General features: G+C 51.9%; 15 protein-coding genes, 1 tRNA gene and 1 pseudogene. 2 read left to right on the forward strand and 15 right to left on the reverse strand.

The genetic code is table 11. The features are described 5' to 3' along the window. The first annotated feature begins 63 nt into the window (after positions 1 to 63). Together VE954_RS23120 and VE954_RS23125 are read left to right on the forward strand one after the other, a co-directional pair. Positions 64 to 140, forward strand: a tRNA-Val gene (locus VE954_RS23120). A gap of 891 nt (positions 141 to 1,031) precedes the next feature. Beyond that, positions 1,032 to 1,157: a hypothetical protein gene (locus tag VE954_RS23125; RefSeq protein WP_324957229.1), complete on the forward strand. Its 126-nt coding sequence runs from the start codon at positions 1,032 to 1,034 to the stop codon at positions 1,155 to 1,157. A 72-nt stretch (positions 1,158 to 1,229) separates the two neighbouring features. On the opposite strand, the pseudogene VE954_RS44370 reads toward VE954_RS23125, so the two are convergent. From VE954_RS44370 to VE954_RS23190, 15 genes and pseudogenes are all read right to left on the reverse strand, one after another. Next, positions 1,230 to 1,694 (reverse strand): annotated as a pseudogene (locus VE954_RS44370) (recombinase family protein); the annotation flags it as partial. Between the two features lie 36 nt (positions 1,695 to 1,730). Beyond that, on the reverse strand, positions 1,731 to 2,030 hold the full coding sequence (locus VE954_RS23130; protein ID WP_324957231.1) for a hypothetical protein: 300 nt from the start codon (positions 2,028 to 2,030) through the stop codon (positions 1,731 to 1,733). Continuing rightward, positions 2,027 to 2,257: a hypothetical protein gene (locus VE954_RS23135; protein WP_324957233.1), complete on the reverse strand. Its 231-nt coding sequence runs from the start codon at positions 2,255 to 2,257 to the stop codon at positions 2,027 to 2,029. The genes VE954_RS23130 and VE954_RS23135 overlap by 4 nt, the downstream gene beginning before the upstream one ends. Positions 2,258 to 2,325: 68 nt before the next feature. Beyond that, complete coding sequence (locus VE954_RS23140) at positions 2,326 to 3,207, reverse strand: hypothetical protein (protein WP_324957234.1); 882 nt, start codon at positions 3,205 to 3,207, stop codon at positions 2,326 to 2,328. A 107-nt stretch (positions 3,208 to 3,314) separates the two neighbouring features. After that, on the reverse strand, positions 3,315 to 3,578 hold the full coding sequence (locus tag VE954_RS23145; RefSeq protein WP_324957235.1) for a tail protein X: 264 nt from the start codon (positions 3,576 to 3,578) through the stop codon (positions 3,315 to 3,317). After that, positions 3,559 to 3,984: a phage tail protein gene (locus tag VE954_RS44375; RefSeq protein ID WP_414699026.1), complete on the reverse strand. Its 426-nt coding sequence runs from the start codon at positions 3,982 to 3,984 to the stop codon at positions 3,559 to 3,561. The genes VE954_RS23145 and VE954_RS44375 overlap by 20 nt, the downstream gene beginning before the upstream one ends. Beyond that, positions 3,984 to 7,241: a phage tail tape measure protein gene (locus tag VE954_RS23150; protein ID WP_324957237.1), complete on the reverse strand. Its 3,258-nt coding sequence runs from the start codon at positions 7,239 to 7,241 to the stop codon at positions 3,984 to 3,986. Before VE954_RS23150 ends, VE954_RS44375 begins: the two co-directional genes overlap by 1 nt. A gap of 219 nt (positions 7,242 to 7,460) precedes the next feature. Beyond that, positions 7,461 to 7,745 (reverse strand): hypothetical protein, encoded by a 285-nt coding sequence (locus tag VE954_RS23155; protein ID WP_324957238.1) that lies wholly within the window; start codon positions 7,743 to 7,745, stop codon positions 7,461 to 7,463. A gap of 109 nt (positions 7,746 to 7,854) precedes the next feature. Continuing rightward, positions 7,855 to 8,370 (reverse strand): phage major tail tube protein, encoded by a 516-nt coding sequence (locus VE954_RS23160; RefSeq protein WP_324957251.1) that lies wholly within the window; start codon positions 8,368 to 8,370, stop codon positions 7,855 to 7,857. A 54-nt stretch (positions 8,371 to 8,424) separates the two neighbouring features. Further along, the gene (locus tag VE954_RS23165; RefSeq protein ID WP_324957240.1) at positions 8,425 to 9,420 is read right to left on the reverse strand and encodes a hypothetical protein; all 996 of its coding nucleotides are present in this window, start codon (positions 9,418 to 9,420) and stop codon (positions 8,425 to 8,427) included. Between the two features lie 39 nt (positions 9,421 to 9,459). Further along, on the reverse strand, positions 9,460 to 10,272 hold the full coding sequence (locus tag VE954_RS23170; RefSeq protein WP_324957253.1) for a phage tail sheath family protein: 813 nt from the start codon (positions 10,270 to 10,272) through the stop codon (positions 9,460 to 9,462). Next, positions 10,269 to 10,733 (reverse strand): hypothetical protein, encoded by a 465-nt coding sequence (locus VE954_RS23175; protein ID WP_324957242.1) that lies wholly within the window; start codon positions 10,731 to 10,733, stop codon positions 10,269 to 10,271. The genes VE954_RS23170 and VE954_RS23175 overlap by 4 nt, the downstream gene beginning before the upstream one ends. A gap of 76 nt (positions 10,734 to 10,809) precedes the next feature. Next, a complete protein-coding gene (locus VE954_RS23180; RefSeq protein WP_324957244.1) occupies positions 10,810 to 11,214 on the reverse strand; it encodes a hypothetical protein in 405 nt (134 codons plus the stop codon). Further along, complete coding sequence (locus tag VE954_RS23185) at positions 11,192 to 12,061, reverse strand: baseplate J/gp47 family protein (RefSeq protein ID WP_324957246.1); 870 nt, start codon at positions 12,059 to 12,061, stop codon at positions 11,192 to 11,194. The genes VE954_RS23180 and VE954_RS23185 overlap by 23 nt, the downstream gene beginning before the upstream one ends. Beyond that, positions 12,061 to 12,372: a hypothetical protein gene (locus VE954_RS23190; protein ID WP_324957249.1), complete on the reverse strand. Its 312-nt coding sequence runs from the start codon at positions 12,370 to 12,372 to the stop codon at positions 12,061 to 12,063. The genes VE954_RS23185 and VE954_RS23190 overlap by 1 nt, the downstream gene beginning before the upstream one ends. Positions 12,373 to 12,419: the final 47 nt, after the last annotated feature.

The raw sequence follows: 12,419 nt of genomic DNA on the forward strand, positions 1-12,419 counted from the left end.
CGGGCACGGTTTTTAAGAGATTGACAAGGCGGCTGGCACCCGTTAGAAAAGGTGCTCCTGCACGGGATTGTAGCTCAGTTGGTTAGAGCGCTACGTTGACATCGTAGAGGTCCCCAGTTCGAGTCTGGGCAGTCCCACCATTCTTCCTTCTCCCTCATTTCGCTGATCACATGGAACGGTTTTCTTAATTCATATCGCAGGGTTCCATGTGCAAAGACTGGGTTGGAAACCACCCTTTTCAGGATTTCCACTTTTTCAAATGCACAAAGCGATTTCCACTGTAATTCAAGTGTATTGCACAGTTGGAGAATGTTTTCCACACTGTGGGCCGTAGTGACGGACAAAGGCTGCTGCTCGCTGGCAAGGAGATCGTTCGTTCTATCCTTTTCATTTCTCAGCCTAGTCACGACGCGCTTAAATGAAACGCTATCGAGGATGCCACTCGTGAAGTGCTGATACGCTTCGTCCTCTTTCCGTTCCAGCTCTTTCAGAGTACGCTTGTACTCGTCAAATTTTTTTTTCGATTCGGTAGCGCTCTGATCTTTTCGCGCCCGAATGGCTTTGCTGATGTCGTCGGCCATACGGCTTGAAATCGTAATCTTGCTGAACACACGCCCGAACTGTTCAAACAACTCTTCCTCAGTGGTCCTGAAGCCTTTTAGCGATCCACCATGCGTGTTCTTGCCATCGGTGCAATGATAGTACCGGAACGTCTTCACCTCTCCAGTCGAAATGATTGCCTTTGGTCTAGGGTCATAAACAAAAAGGCATCCACAGCTTGGATCTCCACATCTTATCCACCCGGACATAGGTCCATCGGGCCTTGTTCTTATGATCCGGCCCTTATTCATCGCTTCCACTTTTTTAAGTACATCAGCAGGTATTATCAGTTCGTGAATGCCACGGTACTCTTTACCTGCCCATTTAAAGTATCCATGGTAGAACCGATTTTTAAGTCGGTACTCGACCCCTTTCATGGAATAGGTCTTCAGGACTGGAGGAATCGGCAGCTTCTCTGCAAGGATTTTCTTGTGGATCTCTCGCACGGAAAAACCTTTGGCGCGAAGATCAAACTCTCGCAAAAGCAGACGTTGCACTATCGGGTTGGGATCGGGAACAATGATCGAAATGCCACGGGAACCTTCTCGCCCAGTTGACGAGACTGCCCTTCTGCATAGATATCCCAATGGAGCCACCGCGCAGGGGAACCAACCCAACTCAGCTTTTGCAATAAGTGCATCTGTAACCTTCGCAGCGTTAAGCATGCTGAATGCGGTATTAAAAGAACCGCTGATGTTGCGCATGGTGATATCGTTCACCGAAGTCTTTCGCCAGTAAACCTTGCGTTCATGGACGTGATGCACAACAACTGTGCCTCGGAGGATGAGTTTGGTATTCCTTTCAAGATCCGTAAGGTTTCGCGCTTCACGGTCACTCATGTAGAAAATCAGGTGCTTGATATTGTTCTTGAGAGTGTAATTGATCTCAGCGTCGTATTTCTTTCGTTCCTCATGGTCCTTGGCTGATTCAGAGAATTTCGCCACTCGATCCAATTCCAGGCCAATCTCTTGGCAGTATTTTAATATTTCCCTTTCCTGTACCTCAAATGAAACACCTGCTTCCTGGCCTTTGCCACTTACGCGAACTATGCCGATGGACTTCCTGTTTTCCTCAAGGCGACAATCCCAATTCATGTTCCCTCCTATGATTTTCTCAATCTAACGATAAATCTAAGTCTGGATATCCGGATCTATAAATATCGAAAAGAACGAAACGATTTCATCGAAATCTTCTTTAGATAACTCGAAGCGACTTCCATCAGGATAATCATAGGCCCTGTAGGCATTGCTTTTCCGCAGCGAGGAAGGGGCTCGTAATATCGCCAGAACTTGCGGCTTTAAGTGTCGAATTTCTGATAAAAGATCTGGCGTGAGTTTCGAATTCTGGCCTATCACTTTTAAATCTTCACCGTCAATAGCAATGTCGAAGCCGATCGATTTCAATTTCTCCAATAGCCCTATCGCGTTCATATGGCAATGCTCACGATATCATCGTGCATTTCATTTTCATCGCAGGCTATGGGTTTCTCAGCGAGACAAAAAGTGAGCGGGCAACCTTTCTTGCCGATTCCTGATTTGACCAATTGGCCGCTGACCGCCAAATCATCGAGTACACTGATAAGTCTGGATTTTTTCCCCACGCACTGTTCGATTATCGTGCTCTGCAGAGCCTTTCCGTCATTCTTTGCTAGCGTCAATAGTATTCTCTTTTTCAAGCATTCAATTGGTACCAATATTTCCTCGCTCAAAGCTGAGATTGAAAAAATCAGTCGACGTTTTCATCTGACTGTTCAATGGTTTCCTTGTATCCATCCACTTCGCAATTCCCAGTGCTTACGAAACTTCCGGAGTCAAGCACATGTTCAACACTTTTTACCGTCCATTCTCCATCAACACCCTCTCGAACACTTCTCGCAAGAACTCGGCGTTCAGAGGCAATGTCCGGATTACCCGGAATTGTGAAGGAGAACTTCTTTCCTTTGCGCACGATTTCGCGGAATTTGGTCTCAGCCGCATGTCGCGCTTCGGTAGCGGATCCTTTGTTGTAATCCAGTTCCAGAACAACTCCCTGCTTCCCGACCAGGACATAGCGCTTCTCCGCTGCAGCTTCGTCCCACCAGTATGCTCTAACGCCGGTGTATTTTTTCGTCTGCTCTCCGGAGTATTCCCACCGCATAATGTTTGTCAGGACGATCGGAGTGAAGGAATCGCCGCTAGCTTTCTTTCCCCGGCTTGTACCGGTCATGGTTAGCCGGCCCGATGCAACCTTGATCACAGCATCGAATCGCCTGCCAAGCCTCGTGAGAAAAGCCATGTCCGACTCCGTCTGGTCCTCATGCTCAATCCTGACCTTGGAAAATTCCGTAGCTATGGCAGCTTTGAGGCCATTCCTCCGTGCTATCGCCTGCGCGATGTCTCCGAGGGATACGGAATCCCACCCCTGCGACCTTTGGCTTTTGAGGCTTGCATGCTGCTCGACAGCCGCGCATTCGATCTTGAGCACTGGAGGCGACCTGGAGCACGAAATATGCTTCGTAGCGTATGATCCGAGGTCAACAAGCTTGTCCTCCCACCCCATCGCTACATCAAACACCTGCCCATCAGCCGGCCATGCAAGTGCAGGATCGTCTACCAGCTCCAGGCACATGGCATCGCTCTTGATTCCACTCGCATCCCTTACCGAAAGCCTAATCAGGCGACTCTTAATCGCTTCGGTCAGGTCCTTTCCAGAAGTCTTGATCCTAAAATTTGGTTTCAGTCAAAAATTCTCTCGGATTTCGTAATGTCTGTTGGACGTTCGAGGTCCGGCAGAAGAATGAATTCTGGCTTTGTCAGCATGCCGACCCGTCCAAAGTTGTCCACGAGTGAGCTGGCCTTTCCCTTGTCATCTATCAGCACTTTTGAAAGAACGTCCCGATTGGCCGCGACAACTGCTTCAAGAGCACCGGGAAGGTCCCCGTATTCCCGCCAGCATATTTCATCCAGTTCATCTCCATCTCTAAGCTGCACGCTGCGCATATGACTCCAACTCAATGGTGAATTCGATCTTGCGGGGGACGCCGTCACCCCAGAAGGTCGATCGGTTCTCTTTTATAGATTTGATCTTCCACATCCCCATGTTCTGACCCAGCTGGGTGTCTGCATAGATCAGGCGCTGAGGCGAGCCTGTAGCGCCGAGATCGCGAATCTGCTTCAGATGGTCCAGCCTGCCTGAGAATTCAGGATAAAGGATCCCACTCAGGGTCAGCCTTTCCTTGTCCGGCCCCAGATATGACGAAATAGGATGGAACCCAATCGGTTCCTGATCCGCCCATCGATAAGGCGTTTCGTAATCGACCTTATCGGGGCTGAGAGTTTTTAATTTGAAAGTGAAAGTGCCGAGTCGAGCAAAAACCTGCTCCTTAAAAAATGGGACGATGTCGATTAGCTCGCCACCTCCACAGGGTCAAAGAGATCGAACTGGGTCAGGTTTGAAAATGCCGATCGCACTTCACCGACAAGGCTTTGAGCTACCTGTCGTGGAGCGGAGTTTCCGCCCTCTACGTTAATTTGTGCGTGAACCGTGACAGCATTCCTCTGCGAATAAGATCGAGTGGAACTGGTCGCTGCCATCCTCGTGGCCTCTGGAAGCCTTGGAGGATCAACTTTAAACTTTTCTGCCGGAAATTGGACTGGATTTGATAACCATGAGCTGCTTTTTGGTGAATCAAGATAATTGGTTTCCCCCTTGATGTTTACCTTGGCCTCAGACGGGAACAGCTTCTCAATATAGGGTCTGGCCTTATCATAAATTCCTTTGAAAAAATTCACGATTGGTTCCCAGTGCATGATCAGGGCTCCGAGTGGTGTCCACTCAAAACATTTCATAATAAAGTCCCAGGCAGCCTTGAAGGCAATTCGCACATTTTCCCAAATTTTGGAAAAAAAAGTTTTTGTACTTGACCAAAGCGAAATCAGCTTTGGCTTGATTGTGTCCCAATGCTTGTAAACGTAGTAAGCGCCAGCGGCGAGCAGCGCCACGACAGCCACAACGCCCAGGAGAATCGGGTTTGCAGCGGCAAACGCCATCATTGCGGTGCGAACCGCTGCAAAAGCATTCCCGATCTTTGGACCCCAGCTGAGGACCGCCGGGCCTGCTTTCTTGAGGACGCCCCATGCGCTCGCCCCATGCTTCATGAGAAAACCTCCAACCTTCTTCGCAGCGCGCCAGCCCTTCTTTCCACCCTTGCCCGCAAGTCTCAGCGCCTTCCTGGTGCCCGACTCCCTATCCTTGAGCTGGTCTCTGACAAACGTGCCAGCGTTCCAGACTTTCATAACACCAGATGCGATGCTGAGCAGGCCAGACATGGAATACTTGGCCAGACCGATTGCAGTGTTGAATGCAACCACACCCGCTACACCCATCATGATTTTCTTCACCAACGACTGGTGGGTTCCAAGCCATTTGCCAAAGCCTTCACCGATTGGTTTAAGCCAGGCTCCGAGGTCTTTGAGCATCGGCAGGACGGACTCGCCAATTGCGATACCGGCTTCCTCGATATCCCCTTTGAAATCGCTCCAGGCCTTAAGAGCTGACCCGCTAAGCTCTTTCCTCGCCCTTTCCACGGAGTTGACCTTGCCGAGAGCCTGGACGAGCTTGTCAGAATTCGGGCCGGCTTTTTGGAATTCAAGGGCCAGTTCGCGAACGCCGTTTCGTGTCCGTGAGAAGAAGAGTTCGACATACCGCAGCTGCTCATTTTTCGGCAGCTTTGCAATCGCTGCGGAGATTTCGCCGGTAAGATCTTCTTTGGATTTCGTACCTCCAGCATAAGGGTCAAAAGGACTAATGTGGAGCTTCTGCAGCGCGCGTTCCGCCTTGCGCCCTGTGACATCCAGCTCTTCTTTCTTGATGTCGCCGAGACCTGGTTGGATCTTCATCGCTTGATAAACGGTTTGGAGTTTCGACTGAAAGTCCTTGCCTTTTGAAGTGCTAAAGGCTTTGGTCAGGACCCCGGTCATCCCCGTATCAGACAGTGCGCGATTAAACTTCACTCCCAGACCTTTCGCGACATCCTTTAATTGGTTGTCCGGCATCTTGACCAGACTTTTGCCGACCAGGTTGAATGTCGGGGCCAGTTCATAGTTTCTAATCTCACGCTGGAGCGCTCCGGACTTTTCAGATCGTCCGAGGGCGATACCGGTAGCCGCTGCCTCCTCGCCAGCAAGAACCTTCCAGGCCTTCGCGCGTTTGGACGAGCCGGCCCCCTCAAGTGCGCGGTTGACGTCGTGGATGATATCGAGGACGTTCCGCATGTTGCCGGCGGCATCGGTTGTGGAGATGTTCATCTCTTTGAGGAGCTTCCGTGCTGCAGCAGGTGGCGCGGATAGCCGGAGGAAGAGCGCACGCAGACCCGTACCCGCCTGCGATCCTTTAATGCCGACGTTGCCAAGAACTGAGGACATGCCCGCTACCTGCTCGAGACTTGCACCTACAGCGTTTGCCACCGGAGCAACGTATTTCATCGTTTCCCCAAGGCTTTCCAGGCTCGATGCCGACGAAGTGAAGGCGGCGGTGAGGACATCCCCCACCCTTCCCATTTCGGAGACATCCAAGTTGAATCCGCGCAGAACCGCCGCCGAAACCTCCGCGGTGGTTGCAAGGCTGCTCATACTCGCATCGGCAAGGCCGAGCAAGTCGGGCATGACCCTGATGATGTCGTTGGCCTTGAATCCGGCTGTAGCCAATTCATTCTGGGCCGAGGCTACCTGGGTGGCCGAGAAAATGGTTTCAGCGCCCAGGCGTCTGGCCTCTGCCGTAAGCCGCTTATATTCGTCGGCATTGGCACCGGCCATAGCCTTGACGCGGATCATCGCCGCTTCAAATTCGGCGGCAAGCTTTACGGGTTTGACGAGTGTATACCCTGCGATCAGAGCATCAGTGAGGTGCGTCGTGGCTTCAGAACGGAAGGACTTCGCCTTTTCGGATACCATCTGCTGCCGTTCGACAGCCGCCATGCGGTGTGATCTGCGGGCGATAGCCTGCTCAAGCATTTGTTCAGACCGGGCCAAGTCCTCAGTCCCATGTCCAGCTTTTGCGAGACTTTCTGTGTAATGTTTGGCTGCCTGCTCTGAGCGTGTAAGCAGGGTCTCAGTTGTCTTGAGGGCTGCCTCGTGTTTCTTCTCAGTGGCAGTCAATTTTTCAAGGGATTTATCGTCCTTTTCAGCCTGCCTGGTGTGCGCAGCCAGGGCGATGCGAGTCGACTCCAGCGCGGCTTTCGTCATCTCTTGCGCCTTTTTCGCTTCGTCTGACGTTTGCTTCAGATGCGCAACCCTTGTCGCCAGGTGCGCGGTCTCACCCTTGGCACCCTGGAGTGATGCCTTGGCCTCTTTAAGCTCCTTGTTCAGCGCCTTCCACGAAGTCCGGGCCTTATCATTGGCCTCTTTCGCTGCTGTTACTTTGTCCTGCTGAGCTTTCAATGCCTCTTTTGCAGCCAGCGTTGCTGCGGCAGCCTTATCAAATTCTGCTCGCTGCTCAGCTACTTTGGTTGTCAGATGACCAACTGCTTCCCTGGCTTCCTTGAGCCCTTTGACATCGCTGGCTACAGCTTTGAGGCCCTTAAGGGTGGATCCCAAGGATTTGATTTTTTGATCTGCGGAGGAGAAGGTGCTTTTGAATGCGCTGTCGAAAGCAGCGCTGATCATTATACTGACTTGCTTGTTACCCAGGCCCGATGGACTCCCAACTTCCGGATTGTGAAAATTCCCCGTCGTTCATTCCCCCGGTGATTGGCCCACCAGAGTCTTGAGCTGCTTCTTCATCGCAAAGCGCCTCTAGCCAGGCGTCGAACTCGGTCATGGCCATGTCCAGCGTCTGAGTTGCAGAGAAACCGTAACGCCGATACATGACCGAGATCGCACGCCTTAGCGTCGTGACGGGATCTGCGGCCTGGGCTTCGGCTTTTTTTGCGGTTGAGCACCGCCCTGGCGCCGTGCATACTCCGTCGTGACTTTCTCAATGTGCCGACCGATCGGCACCTGATCATCGAGGGAGATTTCTGATACGGCTTCCCTGGGAAGGTCCTCGCAGAATGAAGCCATGAGGATCACAGACCCTCTTGATTCAAGGTCCTCATCATCGTCTTCGGGGGGCTTGCTCTTTCTTAGTTTTTCCACCTCAGCGAAGGCGAGTTGATGACGCGTCTTCATATAGTCAGAGAGGCGAATGGTTTGGTAAGTCTGTCCATTGAATTCGATCGGGAACTCGAGGGTATGAATCAGGCTAAAATTTTCTCCTATTGGTAAGAGTGGGCTGAAATCAGCCCAACTTCAATTGTTGACGTGCGGCAGCATGCTGGTCGCTTGGACCAATCAGCTGAACCCCGTTTACGATATCGATGGTGAGCAGCGGCACCATACCTCGGGTCATGAGCCAGCTCTGAACAGCCATTTCCACCGTCTGCGTTGAGGACTTGATATCCCCCGCTTTCCACGTACCGGGGTCAACCGTTTTCACCCACCCGCGGACGATGCAGTCCATCCCGTCTGAAGTTCCGTCCTGGCCCTTCATGTAACCTGTGATGTTGGCAGTCATGATACCTGCGAAGTTGAGGCCAGCGCCGAGGTAACCTTCGAATGTTTGCTCCCCAAATTTGAAGGTGCATTCCAATTTTTCGAGACCAACTTCGATCTCAAGAGGAGCGGACATGCCGGCCCCTCTCCATTCTTCAGTTTTAAATTTGAGCTTTGGTAACGTTACCTCTTCGCAGATTCCGGAAAAGTCGCTGATGCCAAATGTAACGTTGAAATTGTGAAGAAACTTAGGAAAGCGCAGAGAGAATCCTTATGTTTTTGATGACTAATAGATGCCTATCGCAGGCAGTCGCGATCAAAACTTGCAACAGGTTGCTCCAGCCTGCAGAGTGACATTGGGATTGACTGGGAGTTTTGCTATCTTCCACCAACACTGGTGGAAGTTATCCTCAGAGGCTGTCAATGAGCTTTGGAGATAGATCTCTTCATTTTGATCAGAGAGATAGCAGCTGCCGCTGACAAGGATTTCTCCGGCCAGGCATTCGGAAACAGGGTTAAGACCATCTCCAACGAGAATTTCAACATAGCGGGTTACACAACTTGAAAAGCTGCCCTTGTCACCCTTATCGCCCTTCAAACCCTGTGGTCCCGTGGCACCGGTATCGCCTTTGGGTCCAGTTGCTCCAGTCGAACCGGTATCGCCTTTGGGTCCGGTCGCTCCGGTTGCACCAGTATCACCCTTGTCGCCCTTGAGTCCTGTGGCACCTGTATCGCCTTTGAGCCCGGTCGCACCAGTATCACCCTTGTCGCCCTTGAGTCCTGTGGCACCTGTATCGCCTTTGGGCCCGGTCGCACCAGTATCACCCTTGTCGCCCTTGAGTCCGGTCGCTCCAGTCGAACCGATATCGCCTTTGGGCCCGGTCGCTCCAGTATCACCCTTGTCGCCCTTGAGCCCGGTCGCTCCGCTCGAACCGGTATCGCCTTTGGGACCAGCATCGCCCTTGTCCCCCTTCTGTCCTTCCGGCCCTTGTGGTCCGACCAATCCAGAGCTGGGGCCTACCCACTTTCCATTTGCATCGATAAGTTTGGAGTCACCGACATAGAGAGAGTTCACTTTTGTTGGTGCCGCGATATTAACCGCGCCGGTCTTGTTGTTGATGATCACCGACGCTGGGCAAGTCGCTTTCGTACAATTGAACGGAGCATTGCGGTTTACCCGCAGCACAAGGTCGGCATCGCGCGTGGTGTTGCTGATGTTGTCGAGATAATAGATCGATTCAAATTTTGGATTGGCATCGTCCGAAAAGATCGGCGGCAGCTCCTCGGCAAGTACGCCAGCAGCAAAGAACATCGGGATGGAAAAGAGAATCAGTCGAATTGAATTTATAGCTTAGGCTCCAATTTTCGTTAGATATGAATCAGTAATTTCTTCAATGAAATAAAGCGTCTCGGCGACGGGCGTAGGGGTGAATGAATACTTCCAAAAGACCTTGCCCTGAAAGAGATTGGTTGCTGTGTTTTGCTCGTCATCGGGCACGCAGTCGCCCCCCGCGATTGCACCTTTGCTCTTAAGATCATCAAGGTATGTTTTCACGCTATTTTGTACTGCCTTCAAATAGTTGGCGGTGATGCCCTTGGCCACTGCCCAGCGATGGCTCGAAAGGATGGCTTCCCGAATTGCATCGGTGATTCTGACCTTTTGGATCTGATGGGTCTTGAGGTTGCCAGGTTCCCCCGCGCCTCTCGCACCCCATAGACGGAAACCATCCTGCCTGACAATGGTCGCGACTTGCTTCGAGTTCAGGAGCTGGCCAAGAGACATCGCATCGTCCAGCGCAAATGATACCGGGTACTCAGTACCAAGAATCCCGTTCACTGGCTGGTTTGATGGGCTTTCCCAAAAGTTGATCTTCGCCAGTACGCCAGCAGCATAAGCGCTTGCAGGGACTGCAATGGTCTTCTTGTTGTAGGAAACCTTTACTTGTGGCCAGACGAGATAAATTCGCTCGCTGTTGTTTGCGGATTGGAACGCCAGCGCCTCATCTTTCTTCCCGGGCACGTCGAAGATTCCTATGCCGCCAAGTTGCTTTGCAACGGTTACCATCGTTGTGAAAAGCCCATTGGCAGTGGCATCTCGTGGATTGTCAGCATCGGAATTTGCTGCAGATTCATTGCTGGAAATTACGGTCGTTGTTTCGGCTATTCATCACCTCGATTTCTTGAAGTTGTTGCTCGCGATCTTGAAGAGTGTGGTTGCGCGCTTTCGGCCAGACGGCGGCGGTCAATCACAGGGTCCGCTGGGTTCACAGGGTCCGCTGGGTTCACAGGATTGGTCGGGTCTGAAGGGTTCGTTGGCGTTGCCCTGGTTTCGGCATTCAGCTGGGTTGCAATGAAAACCTTGGGCTTGTATCCTGTAATGCTTTCAGCATCCAGGAGAGCCTTCACTGCATTTTGCATGTCGCTTTCACCGCTGCTTTTTGCTTTCACGAGGACAATGACATCTTCCGTTTGGTCATGGACGCCGAGCACAGCGAAGTATAAAGATCCTGGCTCCTTGCCCGCTGGCGCCTTCAATGCTTCGAGTGCTTCCTTCCTCTTAAAAAACGCCTTGGGCACTTCGTCCTCAAGCGTTGTGATGCCTTCAGCTGTGCCGACGATACCCACAATGGACTGGCTGGGGGATGTGATTGCACGGATCTCGCCCGTGCTTTCCTGAATTACAATGCCGTGGACGTAATTGTCAGCCGTACTTCACCTCAAAACTCTCGTGATAGATTCTCCTAAGTATTCCGCGGGCCTGAACGGAAACCGCCAGCGCCGCCTTGATTGCATCGATCTGCTGGTCTTTCGGGATCGCGCCCGGATCGATCTCATACTCGTACCAGGACAGACGGTTAAATTTGATTTCATTGAAGCCTACCCACCGCATGGCCATGCGGATTGAGTGCAAGGTCCCCCGGATGCGGATGAATTCCAGCGCCTCCTTCTTCAGCGTCTCGGGCTTGACTGCATAGGGCAGAAGCTCAGTGAGACCGTATTCCCAAAGGATGGCTTCCTGAATCTCTGGGTCCGTGCTCAACCGAACTCCAAGAACTGGCGCGACGTCAAATTTCGGAAAGACATCACGAATTGCGGCTTCGATCATTATTTGTCTCTATGTAGTTCAGCTCCAGCATTTTGATGGAAGCGTACTGTTTGCTTGGAACGATCGTGTCGGTCACGGGGTTTGTGAGAATGACTGACTTCACACCGATCTGGTGCAATTCTTTGACGATCCAACTGGTAGTCGGCTGCCAACCCAATGCGAGTTCCTCATTCCACCTTTTTCTCAGATTTTCTTCGACGTCTTTCTTATAGTCCTGGGTGTAACCCGGCTTGAGATAGATCGTTCCCTGAATCGATACGGGAATATCATTGGCCATCTGAAAGGTAACGCTGTCGAGAACAGGTTTGACTTTCTCGCCATCGAATGCGTCGGAGAGCGCCTCCAGGATTTTATCGTTCAGATCTTTGCGATCGGTACTGGTCAGAAGGTGTATCAAAAGCTGGCCATTGCCAGCGGGCTCAACGTAGGCACCCCTGACGCGCGCGATCTTGTCTTCCTTGCTTTCTGTGTACCTCAATCTCCCAAAAAGAAAGGTCAGAGCCTTGTATTGTGCAACTGTCCCTGCGGTGGAGACCAGAGAGAGGCTGGCGACCATGCGTTCCACGAACTCTTCATAGGTTTCATCAGGTCCGATCTTCGCTTTGAAGAGCAGCTCGAGATCCTTTGAATACTTCAGCAGCTGAGCATAGCCAGCCTGGGCGATTCGCTCGGACCCAATCAGCTCACTGAGGGCAATCTCCACGAGGATGTGGTAGAGAGGATCTGCCGGTGTCGGAGTTTTGAATTCCGGCACTTCGGCCTGATAATTCGTGGTGAAGTTTTTCAGCTTTTCCTGAAAGGTCTTCTCAAATGAAATTGGTTGTACGATCGTTGGCAGATCTGCCATCAGACTCCTATGCGTAAGTTTTGGGTTCCAACGGTGAAGGCGATTTCCAGCTCTTCACCGTTTCTTTGATTGACTACAGTGCGCAGGCTTGCGCCCGGAAGCGTCCTTTCGATTGAGTCGGCCAAATCTCCAGTCAGTTCCAGGACAGAAGCCTCGGTGATGGCTCTATCGAGCTGTGCGAGGTATGAGGTTCCGAACCAGCGAACCATGCGCTTTGATCCCTTCGACGTTCGGACTGCGCGGCGAACCGCCTGCCTTAGCCAAGCTTCACCCTGGATCAGCGTTCCGAGACGTTCGTCCATCCCCATCATTCAACCTTCCCCATCTGTAAGGGGCCGCCGTTGGGCGTGGTGCCTGT

The organism is Oligoflexus sp. (assembly GCF_035638955.1).
In the GTDB taxonomy this organism is placed as follows: domain Bacteria; phylum Bdellovibrionota_B; class Oligoflexia; order Oligoflexales; family Oligoflexaceae; genus Oligoflexus.